The sequence below is a fragment of the Pseudomonas botevensis genome (genome assembly GCF_019145475.1).
Classification (GTDB): Bacteria; Pseudomonadota; Gammaproteobacteria; order Pseudomonadales; family Pseudomonadaceae; genus Aquipseudomonas; species Aquipseudomonas botevensis.
In genome coordinates this window covers 96,681-117,982 of sequence record NZ_JAHTKI010000011.1, presented here as the reverse complement: position 1 = coordinate 117,982, position 21,302 = coordinate 96,681, and the positions used below count along the sequence as shown (strand labels likewise).

General features: G+C 62.4%; 25 protein-coding genes. 13 read left to right on the top strand and 12 right to left on the bottom strand.

Going from position 1 to position 21,302, the window contains the following annotated elements; all coding sequences use genetic code 11:
• Nucleotides 1–68: 68 nt before the first annotated feature.
• Both KVQ74_RS16210 and fliK read right to left on the bottom strand, forming a co-directional pair.
• The gene (locus tag KVQ74_RS16210; RefSeq protein ID WP_217832184.1) at nucleotides 69–398 is read right to left on the bottom strand and encodes an EscU/YscU/HrcU family type III secretion system export apparatus switch protein; all 330 of its coding nucleotides are present in this window, start codon (nucleotides 396–398) and stop codon (nucleotides 69–71) included.
• Nucleotides 395–1,978: a flagellar hook-length control protein FliK gene (gene fliK, locus KVQ74_RS16205; protein ID WP_217832183.1), complete on the bottom strand. Its 1,584-nt coding sequence runs from the start codon at nucleotides 1,976–1,978 to the stop codon at nucleotides 395–397. Before fliK ends, KVQ74_RS16210 begins: the two co-directional genes overlap by 4 nt.
• A 197-nt stretch (nucleotides 1,979–2,175) precedes the next feature.
• On the opposite strand from fliK, the gene ccmA reads away from it, so the two are divergent.
• The 10 genes from ccmA (at nucleotide 2,176) to KVQ74_RS16155 (ending at nucleotide 9,558) form a co-directional block, all read left to right on the top strand.
• Nucleotides 2,176–2,811 carry a cytochrome c biogenesis heme-transporting ATPase CcmA gene (gene ccmA / locus KVQ74_RS16200; RefSeq protein ID WP_217832182.1) on the top strand — a complete coding sequence of 212 codons (636 nt, stop codon included), beginning with the start codon at nucleotides 2,176–2,178 and terminating at the stop codon, nucleotides 2,809–2,811.
• Nucleotides 2,808–3,476 (top strand): heme exporter protein CcmB, encoded by a 669-nt coding sequence (ccmB, locus tag KVQ74_RS16195; RefSeq protein ID WP_007959235.1) that lies wholly within the window; start codon nucleotides 2,808–2,810, stop codon nucleotides 3,474–3,476. Before ccmA ends, ccmB begins: the two co-directional genes overlap by 4 nt.
• Nucleotides 3,477–3,552: 76 nt before the next feature.
• Nucleotides 3,553–4,308, top strand: a complete 756-nt coding sequence (locus KVQ74_RS16190) for a heme ABC transporter permease (RefSeq protein WP_217832181.1) — start codon at nucleotides 3,553–3,555, stop codon at nucleotides 4,306–4,308.
• Complete coding sequence (ccmD, locus tag KVQ74_RS16185; protein ID WP_008055370.1) at nucleotides 4,305–4,481, top strand: heme exporter protein CcmD; 177 nt, start codon at nucleotides 4,305–4,307, stop codon at nucleotides 4,479–4,481. The genes KVQ74_RS16190 and ccmD overlap by 4 nt, the downstream gene beginning before the upstream one ends.
• Nucleotides 4,478–4,933: a cytochrome c maturation protein CcmE gene (gene ccmE, locus KVQ74_RS16180; RefSeq protein ID WP_217832180.1), complete on the top strand. Its 456-nt coding sequence runs from the start codon at nucleotides 4,478–4,480 to the stop codon at nucleotides 4,931–4,933. Before ccmD ends, ccmE begins: the two co-directional genes overlap by 4 nt.
• A gap of 3 nt (nucleotides 4,934–4,936) precedes the next feature.
• Nucleotides 4,937–6,925, top strand: a complete 1,989-nt coding sequence (locus KVQ74_RS16175) for a heme lyase CcmF/NrfE family subunit (protein WP_217832179.1) — start codon at nucleotides 4,937–4,939, stop codon at nucleotides 6,923–6,925.
• Nucleotides 6,922–7,458, top strand: a complete 537-nt coding sequence (locus tag KVQ74_RS16170) for a DsbE family thiol:disulfide interchange protein (protein ID WP_085611514.1) — start codon at nucleotides 6,922–6,924, stop codon at nucleotides 7,456–7,458. Before KVQ74_RS16175 ends, KVQ74_RS16170 begins: the two co-directional genes overlap by 4 nt.
• Entirely contained in the window at nucleotides 7,455–7,925 is a 471-nt protein-coding gene (locus KVQ74_RS16165) for a cytochrome c-type biogenesis protein (RefSeq protein WP_217832178.1), read from the top strand. Before KVQ74_RS16170 ends, KVQ74_RS16165 begins: the two co-directional genes overlap by 4 nt.
• A complete protein-coding gene (gene ccmI / locus KVQ74_RS16160) occupies nucleotides 7,922–9,124 on the top strand; it encodes a c-type cytochrome biogenesis protein CcmI (RefSeq protein ID WP_217832177.1) in 1,203 nt (400 codons plus the stop codon). The genes KVQ74_RS16165 and ccmI overlap by 4 nt, the downstream gene beginning before the upstream one ends.
• A gap of 26 nt (nucleotides 9,125–9,150) precedes the next feature.
• The gene (locus KVQ74_RS16155) at nucleotides 9,151–9,558 is read left to right on the top strand and encodes a hypothetical protein (protein WP_217832176.1); all 408 of its coding nucleotides are present in this window, start codon (nucleotides 9,151–9,153) and stop codon (nucleotides 9,556–9,558) included.
• Between the two features lie 57 nt (nucleotides 9,559–9,615).
• Here the strand turns inward: KVQ74_RS16155 and KVQ74_RS16150 are convergent, their stop codons facing one another.
• The 4 genes from KVQ74_RS16150 to KVQ74_RS16135 all read right to left on the bottom strand — a co-directional run bounded on the left by KVQ74_RS16150 (nucleotide 9,616) and on the right by KVQ74_RS16135 (nucleotide 12,413).
• The gene (locus KVQ74_RS16150) at nucleotides 9,616–10,191 is read right to left on the bottom strand and encodes a PIN domain-containing protein (RefSeq protein ID WP_217832175.1); all 576 of its coding nucleotides are present in this window, start codon (nucleotides 10,189–10,191) and stop codon (nucleotides 9,616–9,618) included.
• A complete protein-coding gene (locus KVQ74_RS16145; RefSeq protein ID WP_217832174.1) occupies nucleotides 10,188–10,655 on the bottom strand; it encodes a helix-turn-helix domain-containing protein in 468 nt (155 codons plus the stop codon). The genes KVQ74_RS16150 and KVQ74_RS16145 overlap by 4 nt, the downstream gene beginning before the upstream one ends.
• 84 nt (nucleotides 10,656–10,739) lie before the next feature.
• Nucleotides 10,740–11,627, bottom strand: a complete 888-nt coding sequence (locus KVQ74_RS16140; protein ID WP_217832173.1) for a LysR family transcriptional regulator — start codon at nucleotides 11,625–11,627, stop codon at nucleotides 10,740–10,742.
• Nucleotides 11,628–11,756: 129 nt separating this feature from the next.
• Entirely contained in the window at nucleotides 11,757–12,413 is a 657-nt protein-coding gene (locus KVQ74_RS16135; RefSeq protein WP_217832172.1) for a peroxiredoxin-like family protein, read from the bottom strand.
• Nucleotides 12,414–12,633: 220 nt separating this feature from the next.
• On the opposite strand from KVQ74_RS16135, the gene KVQ74_RS16130 reads away from it, so the two are divergent.
• Nucleotides 12,634–12,846: a type II toxin-antitoxin system HicA family toxin gene (locus tag KVQ74_RS16130; protein ID WP_217832171.1), complete on the top strand. Its 213-nt coding sequence runs from the start codon at nucleotides 12,634–12,636 to the stop codon at nucleotides 12,844–12,846.
• On the top strand, nucleotides 12,846–13,250 hold the full coding sequence (locus KVQ74_RS16125; protein ID WP_217832170.1) for a type II toxin-antitoxin system HicB family antitoxin: 405 nt from the start codon (nucleotides 12,846–12,848) through the stop codon (nucleotides 13,248–13,250). Before KVQ74_RS16130 ends, KVQ74_RS16125 begins: the two co-directional genes overlap by 1 nt.
• A gap of 55 nt (nucleotides 13,251–13,305) precedes the next feature.
• Here the strand turns inward: KVQ74_RS16125 and KVQ74_RS16120 are convergent, their stop codons facing one another.
• Nucleotides 13,306–14,493, bottom strand: a complete 1,188-nt coding sequence (locus tag KVQ74_RS16120; RefSeq protein WP_217832169.1) for an MFS transporter — start codon at nucleotides 14,491–14,493, stop codon at nucleotides 13,306–13,308.
• 242 nt (nucleotides 14,494–14,735) lie between these two features.
• Here KVQ74_RS16120 and KVQ74_RS16115 point away from each other — a divergent pair, with 242 nt between their 5' ends.
• The gene (locus KVQ74_RS16115; protein ID WP_217832168.1) at nucleotides 14,736–15,356 is read left to right on the top strand and encodes a DUF5666 domain-containing protein; all 621 of its coding nucleotides are present in this window, start codon (nucleotides 14,736–14,738) and stop codon (nucleotides 15,354–15,356) included.
• Nucleotides 15,357–15,437: 81 nt separating this feature from the next.
• Here the strand turns inward: KVQ74_RS16115 and KVQ74_RS16110 are convergent, their stop codons facing one another.
• The 5 genes from KVQ74_RS16110 to KVQ74_RS16090 form a co-directional block, all read right to left on the bottom strand.
• A complete protein-coding gene (locus tag KVQ74_RS16110) occupies nucleotides 15,438–16,436 on the bottom strand; it encodes a sulfate ABC transporter substrate-binding protein (RefSeq protein WP_217832167.1) in 999 nt (332 codons plus the stop codon).
• Nucleotides 16,437–16,543: 107 nt separating this feature from the next.
• Nucleotides 16,544–17,368, bottom strand: coding sequence for an ion transporter (locus KVQ74_RS16105; RefSeq protein ID WP_217832166.1), 825 nt, complete (start codon nucleotides 17,366–17,368; stop codon nucleotides 16,544–16,546).
• Nucleotides 17,369–17,389: 21 nt separating this feature from the next.
• Nucleotides 17,390–18,304, bottom strand: a complete 915-nt coding sequence (locus KVQ74_RS16100; protein WP_217832165.1) for an urea transporter — start codon at nucleotides 18,302–18,304, stop codon at nucleotides 17,390–17,392.
• A gap of 170 nt (nucleotides 18,305–18,474) precedes the next feature.
• Nucleotides 18,475–19,890 (bottom strand): pyruvate kinase, encoded by a 1,416-nt coding sequence (pyk, locus tag KVQ74_RS16095; RefSeq protein WP_217832164.1) that lies wholly within the window; start codon nucleotides 19,888–19,890, stop codon nucleotides 18,475–18,477.
• The gene (locus tag KVQ74_RS16090; protein ID WP_217832163.1) at nucleotides 19,880–21,160 is read right to left on the bottom strand and encodes a glycerate kinase type-2 family protein; all 1,281 of its coding nucleotides are present in this window, start codon (nucleotides 21,158–21,160) and stop codon (nucleotides 19,880–19,882) included. Before KVQ74_RS16090 ends, pyk begins: the two co-directional genes overlap by 11 nt.
• Between the last annotated feature and the right edge of the window lie 142 nt (nucleotides 21,161–21,302).

Below are 21,302 nucleotides of genomic sequence, written 5' to 3'. Positions count from 1 at the left end.
TTCGCGAGCAAGCCCGCTCCCACAATCAACGTGGCGGCGGGCTTGTTTGCGAAGGGGGCTTCGAAACCTCAGTAATCATCCCCGCGATCGGTGATGTCCTTCTCGACCATGGGCGCATCCGGATCCTGTCCTTGCGGGAACTTGCCCTTCAGATTCCACGCAAACGCGATGATCTCGGCGATCGTCAGGTACAGCTCCTGCGGAATGCTGTCGCCCAGTTCCATGCGCGCGAGCAGGCGCACCAGTTCGGCGTTTTCGTAGATCGGCACTTCGCAGTCACGGGCGATGCGCAGGATTTCTTCGGCCAGTTCTTCATCACCCTTGGCGGTGAGCGTCGGGGCGTGGCTGCCGTCGTATTTGAGGGCGATGGCCTGGCGTGGAGCAGTGGAATCGTTCATGCGGTTTCATCGACCCAGCGGTGTTCGAGACGGGTTTGGTTGCCTTGCGGCGGAGTGCCGAGGTGGCAGTCGAGATCGCCGACATTCAGCCCCGAATCCAGCAGGCGCTGGCGCAGCGCGGCCAGATTGCTTTCGATCAGGCTTGCGGTGTACGGCCGTTCGGCCCAGAGCTGGCTCGACAGGCTGCCACTGATGAGTTGCGCCTGAATCTGCATCGGCCCCAGCGGTTCCATGTCGAACGCCAGATCGACGCGCCACAGTTGCTGTTTCGGTTCGCGCTCGTCGCGGCGTTGCTCGTTCGGCTCCTGTTTTTCCGGGGCTTCCTCGCGCTGGAATTTGACCTGCAACGGCACGATGTCCTGCAAGTTGCGCATGGGGATTTCCAGTTGCCAGGTGCTCAGGAGACGGCCGTCGTCGGTGACGCCGGTCTGTTCCAGGCTCGATAACTGATGGCTTTGCAGGCGCGATACCGCCGCTGCCGCGAGGCGCAGCAGATGCTCCAGATCGCCTTCGCCTTCCAGACTTTGCAGCAGTCGTTCGGGCAGCGGGAAGCTGCTCGGCACAGGTTTGGCGCTGACCTGGCCGAGGGTGCCGAGGGCGTTGCGCACGAAACTCGGCAGTGCCTGGGCCAGGGTGTTGGCGGCGATGATCGCGTTGAAACTGGTGCTGCTCGGCAGTCCTGGCGTGAGCTGCGCGATCAGTTTCAGCAGGTCGCTTTTCATGTCCGGGGTCAGCGTCGGGTTTTGCCCGGTCAGCAGTTTGGTTTCGAGGAAAACCCCGCTGTTGGCCAGGGCCTGGGCCAGACCCCGAGGGGTGCTCAATTGTTGTACATCCGGCAGGCTGGCGAGCAGTTTGTCGACCGCCGCGCGCAAGTCCTGGGAAGTCTGGTCGCTGCTGGCGGGCGGCAGGTTCTGGAGGATCTTCAGCAAGCCATCGAGCGAACCCTGGCGGCTCTGCTGACTGACCAGTTGCTGGCTGACCGCCAGTTGCTCCTGACGATTGCTCAGGGGCAGGAATTTCAGGGTCTGGGTGTCTTGCACCAGCGCCGACAGCAGCGTGCCGATACGCAGTGGTTGCGGGCTGTCGATGCTCAGGGTGCTGCCACTCAACGCGGTGTTGAGCAGCGTCACCAGCGAGCGATACACCGTCGGTTGTCCCGGCACTTGCGGCAGCACCTGAGCGGTCAGCACCTTGCCTTGCAACAGCGTGCCGACCGGCAATTGCGCGGTGTCGATGCGGGTGAGGGTGGCGACGCTGCTGGCGATGGCCTGTTGCACGGTGATCGCCAGGTTGCCCGCCGATGGCTGGGTGATCGCCAGACTGGTGCCCTGGGGCAGGGGCTGGCTGCTGGTGGCCTGCACGGTGGTCTGGCGACCGTTGTCGAGGGTGACCTTGAGCAGCAATTGAAAGGTCTGGTCCGCCTGTTTGAGCGACAACACCTCGGCCCGGGCGCTCTGACCGGCGCCGATCAACCCCTCGACCGGCGTCAGCAGCTTGAGCAATTCACCGCTGACCACTTGTGGGCGACTGTTCGCCGGCGTGGTTTGCGGGAGCGGGAGGATGTTCATTTCACCTGTCATACGCGGACACAACCTGAGGAAATTGCACGCTTGAGAGTAAGGTACGGCATGTATAATGCCGCCCGTCTTTCCGAGAGTGGCTAAAACATTGCATTTGTTTGACGCAGCTCTCTAGATCAAGCCGTTTTTGCATCTATGCTGCATCACTTTAACGGCCGCGCCAGAGCCGACTTGAACCGTATAAGGCCCGTGATCCCTTGACCAGCCCTGTCCTGCAAACCGTCGCCCTCGCTTGTGAGCGAGATTTGAGGCTGCTCTTCGAAAATCTCGAATTGAGACTGGCCAGTGGCGATATGGTGCAGATCAGCGGCCCCAACGGCAGCGGCAAGACCAGTCTGCTGCGCCTGCTGGCCGGGCTGATGCAGCCGACCGGCGGTCAGGTTTTGCTCAACGGTCAACCGTTGAACGAGCAGCGTGGCGAACTGGCGCGCAACCTGCTGTGGATCGGCCACGCCGCCGGGATCAAGGATCTGCTCACCCCGGAAGAAAACCTGTCCTGGCTCTGCGCCCTGCATCAACCGGCCGGACGCGAGGCAATCTGGCAGGCCCTGGCGGCGGTTGGATTGCGCGGTTTCGAAGATGTTCCCTGCCACAGTCTGTCTGCCGGCCAGCAGCGCCGCGTGGCGTTGGCGCGCCTGTATCTGGACAGTCCGCCGCTGTGGATTCTCGACGAACCGTTCACCGCCCTCGACAAGCAGGGCGTGGCGCAACTTGAAGCGCATCTGGCCGGGCACTGCGAGCGCGGCGGCATGGTGGTGTTGACCACCCACCACACCCTGAGCCGGATGCCGGCCGGTTATCGCGACATCGATCTGGGGAATTGGGCGGTATGAGTGTGTTCGGCCTGCTGGTTGCCCGTGAATCCCGACTGCTGTTCCGCCGCCCGGCGGAGCTGGCCAATCCGCTGATTTTCTTCGCCATCGTCATTGCCTTGTTCCCGCTGGCCGTCGGCCCGGAGACACAAGTGTTGCAAAACTTGTCCCCGGGGTTAGTCTGGGTGGCGGCGCTTTTGTCGGTCCTGCTCTCGCTGGACGGGCTTTTCCGCAGTGATTTCGAGGATGGATCCCTGGAACAGTGGGTCCTTTCGCCGCACCCCCTGCCACTTCTGGTCTTGGCCAAGGTGCTGGCACACTGGCTTTTTTCCGGGCTGGCACTGGTTTTGCTCTCGCCCTTGCTGGCTTTGATGCTCGGATTGCCGGCCGCCTGCCTGCCGGTTCTGCTGCTGTCATTGCTGCTGGGGACGCCGGTGCTGAGTCTGCTCGGCGCGGTGGGCGCGGCGCTGACGGTCGGTCTGAAACGCGGTGGCCTGTTGCTGGCGCTGCTGATTCTGCCGTTGTACATCCCGGTGTTGATCCTGGGCAGTGGCGCCTTGCAGGCGGCGTTGCAGGGCATGCCGGCGATTGGTTATCTGTTGTGGCTTGGTAGCCTGACCGCCCTGGCAATAACCCTGACACCTTTTGCAATAGCGGCTGGCCTGAAGATCAGCGTCGGCGAATAATGATGAGGTCTGATCAAAATTTGATCAGCAAAGACCCAGGCGTTTCATAGCGAAGCGCACCCGTGATGGAAACAGTATGAACTGGACCTGGTTTCACAAGCTCGGCTCGCCCAAGTGGTTCTACGGCATCAGCAGCAAAATGCTGCCGTGGCTCAGTATTGCGGCGTTGCTGCTGATCTCTGTCGGCGTCATCTGGGGCCTGGCCTTTGCGCCGCCGGACTATCAGCAAGGCAACAGCTTTCGCATCATCTATATCCACGTACCTACCGCGATGCTCGCCCAATCGATCTACGTGATGCTGGCGGTGTGCGGTGTTGTAGGGCTGGTGTGGAAGATGAAACTGGCCGACGTCGCCCTGCAATGCGCCGCCCCGATCGGCGCGTGGATGACCGCCGTGGCGCTGGTCACCGGGGCGATCTGGGGCAAGCCGACCTGGGGTTCGTGGTGGGTCTGGGACGCGCGCCTGACCTCGATGCTGATTCTGCTGTTCCTGTACTTCGGCGTGATCGCCCTGGGCAACGCCATCAGCAACCGCGACAGTGCCGCCAAGGCCTGTGCGGTACTGGCGATCGTCGGCGTGATCAACATCCCGATCATCAAATACTCGGTGGAGTGGTGGAACACCCTGCATCAGGGCGCAACCTTCACCCTCACCGAAAAACCGGCGATGCCGGTGGAAATGTGGCTGCCGCTGCTGCTGACGGCTTTGGGTTTCTACTGCTTCTTCGGCGCGGTATTGCTGCTGCGCATGCGCCTTGAAGTGCTCAAGCGCGAGGCCCGCGCCAGTTGGGTGAAAGAAGAAGTGCAGAACAGCCTGGAGGCCGCTCGATGAGTTTCGCGTCATTCGGCGACTTCCTCGCCATGGGCCATCACGGCCTGTATGTCTGGTCGGCCTACGGCATCTGCCTGGCGGTGCTGGCCCTCAACGTGGCGGCGCCGATCCTGGCCCGCAAGCGGTATCTGCAACAAGAGGCGCGTCGTCTGCGCCGGGAGAACGGCAAGTGAATCCGCTGCGCAAAAAACGTCTGATCATCATTCTGGCGATTCTGGTCGGGGTCGGCGCTGCCGTCGGCCTGGCCCTGAGCGCCCTGCAGCAGAACATCAATCTGTTCTACACCCCGACCCAGATCGCCAACGGCGAAGCACCGCAGGACACGCGCATCCGTGCCGGCGGCATGGTCGAGAAGGGCTCGCTGCAGCGCTCTTCGGACTCGCTGGACGTGAAATTCATCGTCACCGATTTCAACAAGTCGGTGACCATCACCTATCGCGGCATCCTCCCGGACCTGTTCCGTGAAGGACAGGGCATCGTCGCCCTCGGCAAGCTCAACGCCGACGGCGTGGTGGTCGCCGACGAGGTGCTGGCCAAGCACGACGAGAAGTACATGCCGCCGGAAGTCACCAAGGCGCTCAAGGACAGCGGTCAATCCGCGCCGACGCCTGCGAAGGAGGGTTGATCGATGACTTCGACCATTTTCATTCCGGAGCTGGGTCATCTGGCGATGATTCTGGCGCTGTGCCTGGCGCTGGTGCAGGCCGTGGTGCCCCTGCTCGGTGCCTGGCGCGGCGACCGCTTGTGGATGGGGCTGGCGCAACCGGCCGCGTGGGGGCAGTTTGCGTTTCTGCTGTTCGCCTTCGGCTGTCTGACCTACGCGTTCATGACCGATGATTTCTCCGTCGCCTACGTGGCAATGAACTCCAACAGTGCCTTGCCGTGGTACTACAAGTTCAGCGCGGTGTGGGGCGCCCACGAAGGTTCGTTGCTGCTGTGGGCATTGATCCTCGGCGGCTGGACCTTCGCGGTGTCGGTATTCTCCCGGCAGTTGCCCCAGGTCATGCTCGCCCGGGTGCTGGCGGTGATGGGCATGATCAGCACCGGTTTCCTGCTGTTCCTGATCCTGACCTCGAACCCGTTTTCGCGAATCTTGCCACAGATTCCGGCCGACGGTCGTGACCTCAACCCGCTGCTGCAGGACATCGGCCTGATCGTCCATCCGCCGATGCTCTACATGGGCTACGTCGGTTTCTCGGTGGCGTTCGCCTTCGCCATCGCTGCCTTGCTGGGCGGTCGCCTCGATGCGGCGTGGGCACGCTGGTCGCGTCCATGGACCATCGTTGCCTGGGCGTTCCTCGGCATCGGTATCACCCTCGGTTCGTGGTGGGCCTACTACGAACTCGGCTGGGGCGGCTGGTGGTTCTGGGACCCGGTGGAAAACGCCTCGTTCATGCCCTGGCTGGTGGGCACCGCGCTGATTCACTCGCTGGCGGTCACGGAAAAACGCGGCGTGTTCAAGAGCTGGACGGTGTTGCTGGCGATCGCCGCGTTCTCCCTCAGCCTGCTCGGGACGTTCCTGGTGCGTTCCGGGGTGCTGACTTCGGTCCACGCGTTCGCTTCGGATCCGGAACGCGGCGTGTTCATTCTGATCTTCCTGCTGTTCGTGGTCGGCGGTTCGCTGACCCTGTTCGCCTTGCGTGCGCCGGTGGTCAAGAGCCAGGTCGGTTTCAACCTGTGGTCGCGGGAAACCCTGTTGCTGGGCAACAACCTGGTACTGGTGGTGGCGGCGTCGATGATTCTGCTCGGCACTCTTTACCCGCTGGTCCTGGATGCGATCAGCGGCGCCAAGCTGTCGGTCGGCCCGCCGTACTTCAACGCGCTGTTCATTCCGTTGATGGCGTTGCTGATGGTGGTGATGGCCGTCGGCGTGATCGTGCGCTGGAAAGACACCCCGGTGAAATGGCTGGTGAGCATGCTGACCCCGGTGCTGCTGGGCAGCGCCGCGCTGTCGGTGGTGGCGGGGGTCGCCTACGGTGATTTCAACTGGGCGGTGCTCGCGACCTTCATGCTGGCGGCGTGGGTGCTGCTGGCCGGTGTTCGCGACATCTTCGACAAGACCCGCCACAAAGGCCTGATCAAAGGTCTGCCGAGCCTGACCCGCAGTTACTGGGGCATGCAGCTCGCGCACCTGGGGATCGCGGTATGCGCGCTGGGTGTAGTGTTGTCGAGCCAGAACAGTGCCGAGCGCGACCTGCGTCTGGCGCCGGGCGAGTCAATGGAGCTGGCCGGTTACCAGTTCGTGTTCGAAGGTGCCAAGCACTTCGAAGGGCCGAACTTCACCTCTGACAAGGGCACTGTACGGGTGATCCGCAACGGCCAGGAAGTCAGCGTATTGCACCCGGAAAAACGCCTGTACACGGTGCAGAGTTCGATGATGACCGAGGCCGGGATTGACGCCGGTTTCACCCGCGACCTCTACGTCGCTCTCGGTGAGCCGCTGGGCGATGGCGCCTGGGCGGTGCGGGTCCACGTCAAACCGTTCGTGCGCTGGATCTGGTTCGGCGGCCTGCTGACCGGTCTCGGCGGATTGCTCGCGGCGCTGGATCGGCGTTACCGGGTCAAAGTCAAAAGCCGGGTGCGTGAAGCGCTGGGCATGGAAGGAGCCGCTGCATGAGACGTTGGTTGATGCTGGTGCCACTGGCGATTTTCCTGCTGGTGGCGGTATTCCTTTATCGCGGTCTGTACCTGGACCCGGCGGAGCTGCCGTCGGCGATGATCAACAAACCATTCCCGGAGTTTTCGCTGCCGGCGGTGCAGGGTGACAAGACCCTGACCCGCGCCGACATCCTCGGCAAACCGGCGCTGGTCAACGTCTGGGGCACCTGGTGCATTTCCTGCCGGGTCGAGCATCCGGTGCTGAACAAACTCGCCGAGCGCGGCGTGGTGATCTACGGCATCAACTACAAGGACACCAATGCCGATGCGTTGAAGTGGCTGGCCGAGTTCCACAATCCGTACCAGCTAGACATCCGCGACGATGAAGGCTCCCTGGGCCTGAACCTCGGCGTTTACGGTGCGCCGGAAACCTTTTTCATCGATGCCAAGGGCATCATCCGCGACAAGTACGTCGGGGTGATCGACGAGCAGGTCTGGCGCGAAAAACTGGCGGCCAAGTATCAGGCGCTGGTCGATGAGGCCAAGCCATGAAGCGCTTTCTCGCTGCTGTGGTGTTGGGGTTGAGTCTGGCCGGCGTGGCTCACGCGGCGATCGACACCTACGAGTTCGCCAAAGAGGGCGACCGTGAACGTTTTCGCGAGCTGACCAAGGAACTGCGCTGCCCCAAGTGCCAGAACCAGGACATCGCCGACTCCAACGCGCCGATCGCCGCCGACCTGCGCAAAGAGATTTTTCGCATGCTCGGCGAGGGCAAGGACAATCAGCAGATCATCGACTTCATGGTCGACCGCTACGGTGATTTCGTCCGCTACAAACCGGCGCTCAATGCCAAGACCGCATTGCTCTGGTTCGGCCCGGCCGGCCTGTTGCTCGGCGGGTTCGTGGTGATTGCGATGATTGTCCGCCGTCGTCGCGGGCAACGCACCGCGACTCCTGATTCGCTGTCCACCGAAGAGCGTCAGCGCCTCGACCAACTGTTGGATAAAAACCAAGAATGATTGATTTCTGGCTCGCCGCAGGGCTGTTGCTTCTGGTCGCCCTGAGTTTCTTGTTGATCCCCGTGTTGCGTGGTCGCCGTGCCCAGCGGGAAGAGGATCGTACTGCCCTGAACGTTGCGCTGTATCAGGAGCGTGTCGCCGAGTTGCAGGCGCAACAGGCCGAAGGTGTGCTCGACGCCGCGCAAATGGACAGCGGCCGCGCCGAAGCGGCCCGCGAACTGCTCGCCGATACCGAAGGTGTGGCTCCGGCGCGGGTTTCCCGTCTGGGCAAACCGTTGCCGTTGCTGGCGGCACTGTTGGTGCCGGTATTGGGGCTGGGGCTGTATCTGCATTTTGGTGCCAGCGACAAGGTTGAGCTGACCCGTGAATTCGCCCAGGCGCCGCAGTCGATGGAAGAGATGACCCGTCGTCTGGAGCGTGCCGTGGCGGCGCAACCGGATTCCGCCGAAGGCCTGTATTTCCTGGGTCGTACCTACATGGCCCAGGATCGCCCGGCGGACGCGGCGAAAATGTTCGAGCGCACCGTCAATCTCGCCGGTCGTCAGCCGGAGCTGCTCGGCCAGTGGGCGCAGGCCCAGTATTTCGCCGACGGCAAGAAGTGGTCGGACAAGGTCCAGGCCCTGACCGACGAAGCGCTCAAGGCCGATCCGAAAGAAGTCACCAGCCTCGGCCTGCTCGGCATCGCCGCATTCGAAGGCGAGCGTTATCAGCAAGCCATCGATTACTGGAATCGTCTGTTGGCGCAGCTGCCGCCGGAAGACAAATCCCGTGAAGCCTTGCAGGGCGGTATCGCCCGTGCCACGGAGAAGCTGCAAGCCAGTGGCGGCAAGGTCGCCCAGGCGCCGGCCGCGAAGGCGGCAGCCTTGCTCAAGGTCAGCGTGAACCTGGCCAGCGAACTCAAGGGCAAGGTTCAGCCGGGCGACAGCGTGTTCATCTTCGCCCGCGCCGTTTCCGGCCCACCGGCGCCCCTGGCGGCCAAGCGCCTGACTGTCGCCGACCTGCCGGTGACCGTCGAGCTGGGCGATGCCGACGCCATGATGCCGCAATTGAAACTGTCGAACTTCCCTGAAGTCCAACTGGTTGCGCGCATCTCCCGGGCCGGTCAGCCGACTGCCGGTGAGTGGGTGGGTCGCAGCGGGCCGCTGGCCAGCAACACCACCGCGCCACAAACACTGACCATCGACAGCCCGGACAAATAACCGGCGCCAAACAGGAACGCACCGCCATGAACGCCATCGCCCGAATCACAGTCCTCACACTGGCCCTGGGCTTGAGCGCATGTGCGGTGCAACGCCCGGAACCGACGACCAACCTGCCGCCGATCCCGCCGTCGCAACCTCGCCCCACACCGTCGACTTCGCCGACGCCGGGTAAACCGGGAGTTCCGGTCAAACCCGCCAAACCGGCACCCCGCACCTCCGCCAGCTTCGCCCCGCCACCAGGCGGCAACAGCCACTGGGACCAGAAGCTGGGCGTCTACGTCCTCGATGACCAACCCAATACTTTCTACCGTCAGCGCACCTACTTCCGCTGGAACAACGGCTGGAGCCGCTCGATCAGCCCCAACGGGCCGTGGGAAGACACCAACATCCACGGCGTGCCGGCGGGGTTGGGCAAACAGTTCGGAGAGTGAATGAAAAACGGCGATCCATGGATCGCCGTTTTGCTGTCTGGTGTGGGCAACAAGGACTCAGAGAATTGCCCGATAGCCGCTCAATGCCTTGACTGACTGAACCAGACCCTGGCGTTGCAGAAGGTCCAGAAACGGCTCTACTTCCATGGTCGGCATTTTCAGTTGGCGACGCTGCTTTTGGGCCGCCATGACAACGGATACAGGATCAAGATCGAAGAGGTTGTCGACGAACTCGTCGGGATGTTGCGCTTCGACACCAAACGGTTGAAGCGCAGCGTCGGGAAAGTCTTTCCGGTTGAAGGTCACGATCACGCTGGCGCCACAGCGTATGGCTGCTGCCAGAACGTGGCGGTCATTGCTGTCGGGTAGTGTCAGTCCGGCAATCAGGTCTTCGTAGTCATCAACACAAGCATCGGGAATCGCTCGATCCATCAACGCGGACGTGCGATCCAGTTGTTCCATCGTCAGGTCTGTTCGATTCTTCAACAGATTGCGTTTCCATTCGCTGTGAATCTCCTTGGTCCATCGCGCCCGGAATCTTCCGGAGAGAGCCAGCCACATCAGAAAATCTCTCAGCGGGGCGGGGTACAGCACACATGCATCGTATACTGCGGTGAAAGAAGAATGCCTCACTCGTATCCAGTCCTTAAAGCCTGTGCCTGCTCTGCGAGAAGCGCCATTGCCTGCTCGCTGGCGGTGTCGCGCCGGTTTTTATAGTCCATCAGATCGGCAAAACGCACACGTCGGTGCTTGCCGGTTTTGTGGTAGGACAACTCACCGTTTTCCAACAGCTTTATCAGGTGTGGGCGTGAGACGTTGAGTAGGTCGGCCGCTTCCTGCGTGGTCAGTTCTGCATGCACCGGGACGACCTTTACCGCGTTGCCTTCTGCCAGCTCCGCGAGAATATCGATCAGCAGACGCAGGGCCGAGGTGGGGAGTTCGACGCGATGAGCCTCGTTCTGCTCGTCGAATATCTGGATGTGCTGAGTTTCGAAATGAGTGGCGAGGTAGGCTGCCAGGGCACGCTGGCCTTCGATGGCAGCTTTCACTTCGCGTTCTGCGGGAAGATTGAGCGAGGGGTGGATAACAGTGGGCATGGTGTTGTTCCAGCATTCCAAGAGGGGATGCCGGAACAGTATTCGAATCAAACGAAAATCGCAATAAACGAAACAGCGTGCCGTTTAGACCTCTTTGGTCAACAACCCCTGCACATACTCAACAAACGCCCGCGCCTTGGCGCTGGCCATGCGGCCGGTTGGAAACACCGCCCACAAGTCCAGGTCCGGCAGTGTCCAGTCGTCCATCACGGTCTTCACCGAGCCGTCGGCCAGTTCCGGGGCGAACATCCATTCCGAGGCCAGGGTCAGGCCCTGATCGGCCAGCACGGCTTCGCGAACCCCTTCGGCGGCGCTGACGCGGATGCGCCCGCTGATGATCACTGATTGTTTTTCCAGGTCTTTGGCGAATTGCCAGGTGTTGCCGCCGCCCAGGTTGTAGACGACGGCCTGGTGTTTGCTCAGGTCGGCGGGGCAGGTGGGTTCGCCGTGTCTGGCGAAGTAGGCGGGGGTGCCGAGTACCACGCGACGGCAGTCGGCGACCTTGCGGACGGTCAGGCCCGAGTCGGTGAGCGCGCCCATGCGCAGGGCGACATCGATGCCTTCCTCGACCAGATTGATGTTGCGATCATCGAGCATCAGGTCGATGTTCAACTGCGGATGCTGATCGAGAAAGGGTCCCAGGTGCGGAACGATGTGCAGGCGGCCGAAGGTCACGGCGGCGCTGATGCGCAGGTTGCCGCTCAGGCCGCTGGCGGCGCCCCGGGCAGCGTTGTCGGCCTCGTCGGCTTCTTCGAGGGCACGTTTGGCCCGTTCGAAAAACGCCAGTCCGGCCTCGGTCGGGGTCAGGCCTCGGGTCGAACGCAGCAACAGACGCACGGCCAGTCGGGTTTCCAGGTGCGCGATGGTTTTCGAGACGGCCGGCTGACCGATATTCAGGCGCCGGGCGGCGGCGGAAAACGACCCGGTTTCCACGACGTAGACGAAGGTTTCCATAGCGGAGAGGCGGTCCATCCCAGATCCTTGCGCAAACTTGCAGTGTTCGACGAGCCCCCGTAGGGACTTGCTCCCTCGGGGGATTTTCAGTACCGGTCAGAACGCGTTTTTGCCAAGTGAAGGTCGGCAATCGAGCCTCTGACCGGCTCAGCCGCGCAATGCATCCCGCATCGCTTCCGGCTCGGGTCGCTGAGTGTAATCCGGGTTGACCTCGGCGTAACGAATCACGCCATCCTGACCGATCACATAACGCGCCGGCATCGGCAAAGTCCATGAAGGATCGTCGTTGAACGTCGGCAGGTCATTGCGCAGATTCTTGTACAACTCGATCAGATAATCCGGCAATTCAAAGCGCAGACCGAACGCCGCCGCCACTTCATTGTGCGAGTCGCTGAGGATCGGGAAACCCAGCCCATTGATCCGCTGCGACTTGCGACTGTTGGCGGCGATCTGTGGCGAAATGGCCAGCAGGCTGGCCCCCGCCTGGCGGATCGACGGCAGAAACGCCTGGAGCGCTTGCAGCTCCAGATTGCAGTACGGGCACCAGACCCCACGGTAGAACGTCAACACCAACGGCCCCTGAGCCAGCAGATCCGCCGACGAAACCGGATGGCCATCGGGGTCCTTGAGAGTGAACAGCGGCGCCTTGTCACCCACCTTCAGCGCACGGCTTGCCGCACCGGACGCGATCAATTCAGTCGTGGCGCGTTCCATCACCGGATGGATATCGGCGGGCGCGTTGTAGGGTGGTTTGCCGGCCTTGAAATCGGCTTTGAAGGCATCGAGTCGGGCTTGCAGTGTCATGTGGATTGTCCTCGGGAACAGCCGGTAGTGGCCGGGTTCAAGAGTGACCGTGCAGCGCGCGAAGGAGAACGCGGGCGGGGGGCATAGCATTCATGCTTGGGGGGAATGGGCGGAGGGCTTACATGCTGTAAAACAACCGGACGTCGTTCTGCGGATTTCTGTGCTTGAGTAAAGATAACTCTAGAGTTATTTTTATTGAGCCGAAGCAAGGAGGCGGTTGGTGCAAAGCAGGTTATTGATCAAGGAGCTGGAGGAGGCAGGCTGGACGCTGGATCGAGTCACCGGCAGTCATCACATCTTCACTCACCGTTACAGCTCGTACACGATCCCCGTTCCTCACCCGAAAAAGGATTTGCCACTGGGGACGGTCAAAAGCATCAGGAAGCGTGCCGGGCTGTACAGCCCGCCAGCCAGTTACACAGGAGATCCATAATGCAATACCCAATCTGTATCGAGTGGGGCGATGAGGAAACTGCCATCGGTATTCAGATCCCCGATATTCCTGGTGCTGTCACGGCCGGGGACACCTTTGAAGATGCCTATAACGCCGCCGTCGAGATTGCGCACATCCTGTTGCAGGAGATCGCCGCAGATGGAGAGACGATTCCCCTGCCGACCTCTGCGGCGGCGCATCGCAACAACCCTGAATTCGCAGAGATGGGCTGGGGGATGTTGGAGCTGGATATCTCGCCCTATCTGGGCAAGACCGAGAAGGTCAATGTGACGTTGCCCGGGTACGTGATTCAGCGGATTGACCGTTATGTGCGAGAGCACAATGTCAAAAGCCGCTCCTCCTTCCTGGCGGATGCGGCGATGGAAAAACTGGTTCGCTATTGAGCAGGCATCCTTGCCTCTGGCCTCGCGGGTCGATGGACCCGCGATGGGGAAGGGGTTACGCGGTCGCCAGTGACGGCCGTTGCGCCGCACTGAGGAAGCGCAGCAGCGCCAGCAACGGAAACGCGCTGCCGACGATCACGATCCACAGCCAGCCGCCGTGTTCATACACCGCGCTGGCGATCGAGGAGCCGAAGGCACCGCCGATGAAGATGCTGGTCATGTACAGCGCGTTGAGACGTCCACGGCTCTTGGCGTCGAGGGAATAGACCGCGCGCTGGCCGAGCACCATGTTCATCTGCACGCAGAAGTCCAGAACCACGCCGGTCACCGCCAGGCCGATCACGCTGTAGGCCGGGTGGATGAAGGCCGGCAGGAAGCTCAGGCTGGCGAACAGCATGGCCAGCAACGAGGCGATGCGGGTGTGGCCGGCATCCGCCAGGCGTCCGCTGATGGGCGCGGCGATGGCACCGATGGCGCCGACCAGGGCGAAGATCGCGATCTGACTCTGGGACAGGCCATGGTTACGTGCCAGCTCCAGCGGTACGGCGGTCCAGAACAGGCTGAAAGTGGCGAACATGCAGCCCTGGTAAAACGCACGTTGGCGCAGCAGCGGTTGCTGGCACAGCAGCGTCCACAGCGAACCGATCAACTGGCCGTAGGATGCGCTGTGATCCGGTTGGCGCTTGGGCACCGTCAGCGCCAGCACCACGCTGATTGCCGCCATCAATGCGGCCGCGATCATGAACATCGCCCGCCAGCCGAAATGGTCGGCCACCACGCTCGATACCGGCCGCGCCAGCAGGATCCCCAGCAGCAGACCGCCCATGATCCCGCCAACCACGCGGCCACGGGATTCCTCCGGCGCCAGGTGCGCGGCCAGTGGAATCAGGATCTGCACCGACACCGAACTGAAGCCCACCAGCAACGAAATCAGCAGGAACACATTCGGCTGATCGGTGAACGCCGCGCCGAGCAGGCTGGCAATCGCCACCACGGTGGTGAGGATCATCAGGCGGCGGTTTTCCAGCAGGTCGCCCAGCGGCACCAGAAAGAACAGGCCCAGGGCATAGCCGATCTGGGTCAGCGACACGATGAAGCTGGCCATGGTGTCGGTCAGGCCGATGTCCGGCGCGATCAGGCCGATGATCGGCTGTGCGTAGTAGATGTTGGCAACGATGGCGCCGCAGCAGAAAGCGAACAGCAGCACCATGCCTCGGGTCATTGCGTGAGTTGTGGCGGTCATAGGGTTCTCGATCCAGCGAAAAAGAGTGCGGTGAGGCTAAGGGACGGGTGGGGCCGGCGGAAGACGCTTTCGTTTGATATCAATTATTCCGTTGCGGAATGAGTGGCGGCCGGGTGGTTATCGTCCATCGGTGGACTTTGCGTCCGACCGTCGAGCGCCGATGATACATTCACTTACATCTTGTTCGATAGCGTGCTTATGTTGTGGCTGGAGTTTTCATCATTCGTCACCGGAGGATCGCGATGTTCCGTCAGTTGCTTCGCCACAGCACCACGATTGCCCTGATCGGCCTGCTGGCCGCGTCCACCGTACAGGCCGCCGATGCCCCCGGCATGCGCATCGGTGTGCGCGGCGAGATCACCGGGGTCAGCGCCGATGCCCTGAAAGTCCACGTCAACAGCGGTGAAAACGTGGTGATCCAGCTCACCCAGGACACCCGGGTGCGCGCTGTCACCCTCGCCAATATCGAAGACATCAAACCCGGCAGCTACATCGGCTCGGCGGCCATTCCTCAGGAGGACGGCACGCTCAAGGCGCTGGAGGTCCACGTATTCCCGCCGGAACTGGCCGGCAGCGGCGACGGCCATCGCCCGTTCGACCTGGCCAAGGGCAGCAGCATGACCAATGGCAGTGTCGGCGACCTGGTGGTGAGCAACGGGCGGGTGCTGACCGTCAACTACAAGGGCGGGCAGCAAAAGATCCTCGTGCCGGTGGACGTGCCGATCGTCAACCTGCTGCCGGGGGATCGCAGCTTGCTCAAGGTCGGGGTGAAGATCGTTACCTTCGTGACCCAGAGCGCGGACGGCACGCTGACGGCGCAGTCGATTTCGGCGGGGAAGGATGGCGTCACCCCGCCGATGTAGCCATTCCTGGGGGAGCGGATATTTGCTGGGCAACAAAAAAGGCGACCCTTGACGGTCGCCTTTTTCATTGCCGCTCAGCGCTTACTTGTTGGTGTAGATCTGGTCGAAGACCCCGCCATCGTTGAAGTGGGTCTTCTGCACGGTGCGCCAGTCACCGAAGGTTTTTTCCACCGAGAGGAAGTCGACTTTCGGGAAGCGGTCGGTGTATTTCGCCAGCACCGCTGCATCACGCGGGCGCAGGTAGTTGGCGGCAGCGATTTCCTGGCCTTCCGGCGACCACAGGTACTTCAGATATTCGTCGGCGGCGGCGCGGGAGCCTTTCTTGTCGACCACTTTGTCGACCACCGAAACGGGCGGCTCGGCTTCGGCGGAGACGCTTGGGTAGATGACTTCGAACTGGTCGCGGCCGAACTCGCGGGCGATCATTTCCGCTTCGTTTTCGAAGGTCACCAGCACGTCGCCGATCTGGTTGGTCATGAACGTGGTGGTGGCGGCACGGCCGCCGGTATCGAGCACCGGCGCCTGTTTGAACAGTTTGCCGACGAAGTCCTTGGCCTTGTTCTCGTCACCGCCGTTTTTCAGCACGTAGCCCCAGGCTGACAGGTAGGTGTAGCGGCCGTTGCCCGAGGTTTTCGGGTTCGGCACGATCACCTGCACCCCGTCCTTGAGCAGGTCCGGCCAGTCTTTAAGGGCTTTCGGGTTGCCCTTGCGGACGATGAACACGGTGGCCGAAGTGAACGGCGCGCTGTTGTTCGGCAGGCGCGTGACCCAGTCTTTCGGCACCAGTTGCCCGTTGTCCGCCAGGGCATTGATGTCGGTGGCCATGTTCATGGTGATGACATCCGCCGGCAGGCCGTCGATGACCGAGCGCGCCTGTTTGCTCGAGCCGCCGAAGGACATCTGCACGGTGATGTTTTCGTTGTGTTCGGCTTGCCAGTGTTTCTGGAACGCAGTGTTGTAGTCCTTGTAGAAATCGCGCATCACGTCGTAGGAAACGTTCAGCAGGGTCGGTGCGGCTTGAGCCACGCTGCCGAAGGCAAGACCGGCGGCGAGAAGTGAGGCGCCAAAGAGTTTTTTCACTGCGCATTCCTTGTTCTGTGGGGGTGTTTTTTACAGAGATGACAGCCATTTGCCAGCGACTATAAACGGGGCACGCATAGTCGCTTAAAGATTAAAAAGCTCTTTGCTTATTCCATTTTCTTGAACAGCTGATTGCCGCACCGCGAACAGAATGCCGCGTTCTGTTCATGGCTTTTTTTCTCGCACACCGGGCAGTCGTGTTGCAGTTGCTCACCGCGCATGGCGTTGGCCAGTTCGGCGGTGAAAATCCCGGTGGGCACGGCAATGATCGAGTAACCGGTGATCATCACCAGCGAGGAAATCACTTGGCCCAGCGGCGTCTTCGGCACGATGTCGCCGAAGCCCACGGTGGTCAGGGTGACGATAGCCCAGTAAATGCCTTTGGGGATGCTGGTGAAGCCGTGTTCCGGGCCTTCGATCACGTACATCAGGGTGCCGAACACCGTCACCAGGGTGCAGACGCTGACCAGAAACACCACGATCTTCTGCTTGCTGCCACGCAAGGCCGACATCAGATAGTTGGCTTGCTTGAGGTACGGGCTGAGCTTGAGCACGCGGAAAATCCGCAGCATCCGGATGATCCGGATAATCAGCAGGTACTGCGCATCGCTGTAATACAGGGCGAGAATCCCGGGCACGATCGCCAGCAGGTCCACCAGCCCGTAGAAGCTGAACGCGTACCGCAGCGGCTTGGGCGAACAGTACAGGCGCAGGAGGTATTCGCCGGCAAAAATGATCGTGAAGCCCCATTCGATGTACGCCAGCACGTCGGCGTAGTTGCGATGAACGCTGTCGATGCTGTCGAGCATCACGATCACCAGGCTGGCGAGGATGATCAACAACAGGATGCCGTCGAAACGCCGCCCGGCGCGGGTGTCAGTCTGGAAAATCATGACGTAAAGCTGTTCACGCCAGTGCTTGCTGCTGTCCATGGATAACGCCTGAATCAAAGGTCAGCGCAGCCTAGGTTGATTCTCCCCATGAGCGCAAGGCGCGGCGTTCACCTCGGGCTGGCGCATCAGCCGGGTGCCGGTGCGCAGCAGCCAGCAGGCGAGAATGAACGGTGCCGTGAGGGTCGCCAGGCCAATGGCGCTGAACAGCGGCGTCAGCAGCAACGCCAGGGCAATGCCGAGCAGCGGCAACCAGGGTTGCTGGCGCCGGGTGCTGAAGGCGAGGGCGGCGAGTACCGCGTTGTAGCCGCCCAGACCCGACAGCGCGGTCTGGCTGTCGTGATGGGCGAGGCTGGAGCCGAGGCCGATCAGCGACGCCAGCAGCACCCAGCAAAAGGCGCGACGATCGGCGAGCAGCAGGCCGACACCGATCAGCGCACCGGCCAGCGGATGGTCGAGGAACATCACCTGGCCGAGTCCTTTCAACGCGGCGCCGAGCAGATTGGGCGTGTTCAATTCCAGCGGCGGCGCGGCGGCCGACGGCTCAGCGAAGCACAGAAACACCCAGCTCAGCAGAACGAACGGCGCGGTGTAGGCGGGCAGCCAATGATGCAGGCGAGCGCGCTTGAGCCACTGTTGAGTGACCATCGCACTGAGGCCGCCGGCCGCCAGAATCAGCGGCGGCAGCATCGGCGACCAGGGGAAATACAGGCTCAGCAACAGGCCGAGCAACACGCCGTTGTAGCTGAACAACCCGGCCTGGCGATCAGCCTTGGCGTAGTTGCGGCGTTGCGCGGTCAGCAAACCGGCGACCGCGCCCAGCAGCGCGCCGGCGAACAGCACAGGTGCGGTCAGCAGAATCGCCAGCAGGCACAGCAGGCCACACAGCGGGTGGCGCTGGAGGAAGATTTGACTGAAGCCGTTGAGCAAAGCCTCGGCCCAGTCAGGGCAGTGGGTGTTGAAGTGGTTGGCAGGCATGTCTGGAAAATCTGGGCAGGAGGAAAATCAAAAGGTCTTGCAAAACTCTGTGGCGAGGGCGCGGCTCCCGTGGGGCTTTAGCTGGCCCCGGTCCGGTGGATGCGGTGTCTCTTTTTGGAAACCGTCATGCCGAGCGACAGGAGCAAGCTCCCTCGCCACACAGGTGTTACTTAAATCAATGTTTCGATCCGCAGCGAATTAGTCGATCCCGGTTGCCCGAACGGCACACCGGCCGTGATCAACAACGTGTCGCCGCGTTCGGCCATGCCTTGCGCCTGGGCGATTTCCAGAGCGGTCGAGCAGACTTCGTCGACCTGACGCAGCCGATCGTTGACCACCGAGTGAATGCCCCAGGCCACGCTCAGGCGGCGCGCGGTCTGCAGGTTCGGCGTCAGGTTGAGGATCGGCGCCTTCGGCCGTTCCCGCGCGGCGCGCAGGCTCGAGCTGCCGGACTCGCTGTAGTTGACCAGCACCGCCACCGGCAGCACGTTGCTGATGCGGCGGATCGCGCAACTGATGGCGTCGGACACGGTGGCCTCGGCTTTCGGCCGGCTGACGTCGAGCTGGGTTTGGTAATCCGGACCGTTCTCCACCTGGCGGATGATCTTGCTCATCATCTGCACGGCTTCCAGCGGGTATTCGCCCGAGGCGGTTTCTGCCGACAGCATCACCGCATCGGCACCTTCGGCCACGGCATTGGCGACGTCGGTGACTTCGGCACGGGTCGGGGCTGGGGAGAAGCGCATCGACTCAAGCATCTGCGTCGCCACCACCACCGGTTTGCCGAGCTGGCGGCAGGTGGTGATGATGTTTTTCTGGATTTGCGGCACGCTCTCGGCCGGCACTTCCACGCCCAGGTCACCCCGGGCAACCATGATCGCGTCGCTCAACTCGGCGATTTCCCGCAGTTGTTCGACGGCCGACGGCTTCTCGATTTTCGCCATCAGAAAGGCCTTGTCGCCGATCAGCGCACGGGCTTCGCGGATATCCTCCGGACGCTGCACGAACGACAGCGCGACCCAGTCCACGCCCAGCTCCAGGCCGAAGCTCAGGTCGCGGCGATCCTTGGCGGTCAGCGGGCTCAGGTCGAGCACCGCTTGCGGCACGTTCACCCCTTTGCGATCCGACAGTTCGCCGCCGTTGAGCACGGTAGTGTCGATCGCGTCGGCGTATTTGCTCACCACCCGCAGGCGCAGCTTGCCGTCGTCCAGCAGCAGATCCATGCCGGCCTCCAGGGCGGCGATGATCTCCGGATGCGGCAGGTTGACCCGGCGCTGGTCGCCCGGCGTGGCGTCCAGATCCAGGCGGAACGCCTGGCCGCGATGCAATTGCACCTTGCCTTCGGCGAACTTGCCGACCCGCAGCTTCGGCCCTTGCAGGTCCATCAGGATCCCCAGCGGATAGTTGAGCTGGCGCTCGACTTCGCGGATCCACTGATAGCGCTTGGCGTGGTCGGCATGGTCGCCGTGGCTGAAGTTCAACCGGAAGATGTTGACCCCGGCCTCGACCAGCTCACGGATGTCGTCGATGCCATCGACCGCCGGCCCGAGGGTGGCGAGGATTTTGACTTTTTTGTCAGGCGTCATATTTAGGGCTCTCGAGAATCAGGATGGCGCGGAAGTCGTTGACGTTGGTGCGGGTCGGCTCGGTGACGATCAGCGCATCGAGCGCCTCGAAATAGCCGTAGCCGTTGTTGTTATCCAGTTCGTCGCTGGCGCTCAGGCCCAGGGCGGCGGCACGGGCGTAGCTGTCCGGGGTCATGATCGCGCCGGCGTTGTCTTCCGAACCGTCGATGCCGTCGGTGTCACCGGCCAGGGCGTAGACGCCGGGCTGACCCTTGAGACTGTCGGTCAGGCTGAGGAGGAATTCGGCATTGCGTCCGCCACGGCCATTACCGCGCACGGTGACCGTGGTTTCGCCGCCGGAGAGAATCACGCACGGCGCCGCCAGCGGTTGACCATGCTGGATAATCTGCCGGGCGATACCGGTGTGGACCTTGGCTACCTCGCGGGATTCGCCTTCCAGATCGCCGAGGATCAGCGGACTGAAACCGGCCTGGCGGCATTTCACCGCCGCTGCTTCCAGCGATTGCTGAGGGCGGGCGATCAACTGGAAATGGCTGCGGGCCAGGCTCGGGTCGCCGGGTTTGACGGTTTCCGATTCCGGGCTGTTCAGCCAGTTGCGCACCGAGGCCGGGACGTCGATGCCGTAGCGCTTGAGGATTGCCAGGGCTTCGGCGCTGGTGCTCGGGTCGGCCACGGTCGGACCGGAGGCGATGACCGTGGCGAGGTCGCCCGGCACATCGGAAATGGCGTAGGTGTAAACAGTCGCCGGCCAGCAGGCTTTGCCCAGGCGTCCGCCCTTGATCGCCGAGAGGTGCTTGCGCACGCAATTCATTTCGCCGATGGTCGCGCCGGACTTGAGCAGGGCTTTGTTGATCGACTGCTTGTCGGCCAGGGTGATGCCTTCGGCCGGCAGCGCGAGCAACGCGGAGCCGCCACCGGAGAGCAGGAAAATCACCCGGTCGTCTTCGCTCAGGTTGCTGACCAGTTCCAGCACCCGCTTCGCCACGGCCAGGCCGGCGGCGTCCGGCACCGGATGCGCGGCTTCGACCACTTCGATTTTTTCGCACGGCGCGCCGTGACCGTAGCGGGTCACCACCAGGCCGCTGACTTCGCCCTGCCAGCAACGCTCGACCACCTGGGCCATCGCGGCGGCGGCCTTGCCGGCGCCGATGACGATCACGCGACCGGTGCGGTCAGTTGGCAAATAGGCTTCGAGGACGTGTTGCGGATGGGCCGCGTCGATGGCTGTGGCAAACAGCTCGCGCAGCAGTTGTTGCGGATCGACCGACATGACGGGCTCCCGGAATTCTTGTTATTCGAAAGGGCAACTCAGATCCATTGTGGGAACGTTCTTGCTCGCGAATACGGTGGGTCAGTCAATCTCCATGCCGACTGACACGCCCCCTTCGCGAGCAAGCCCGCTCCCACATGGA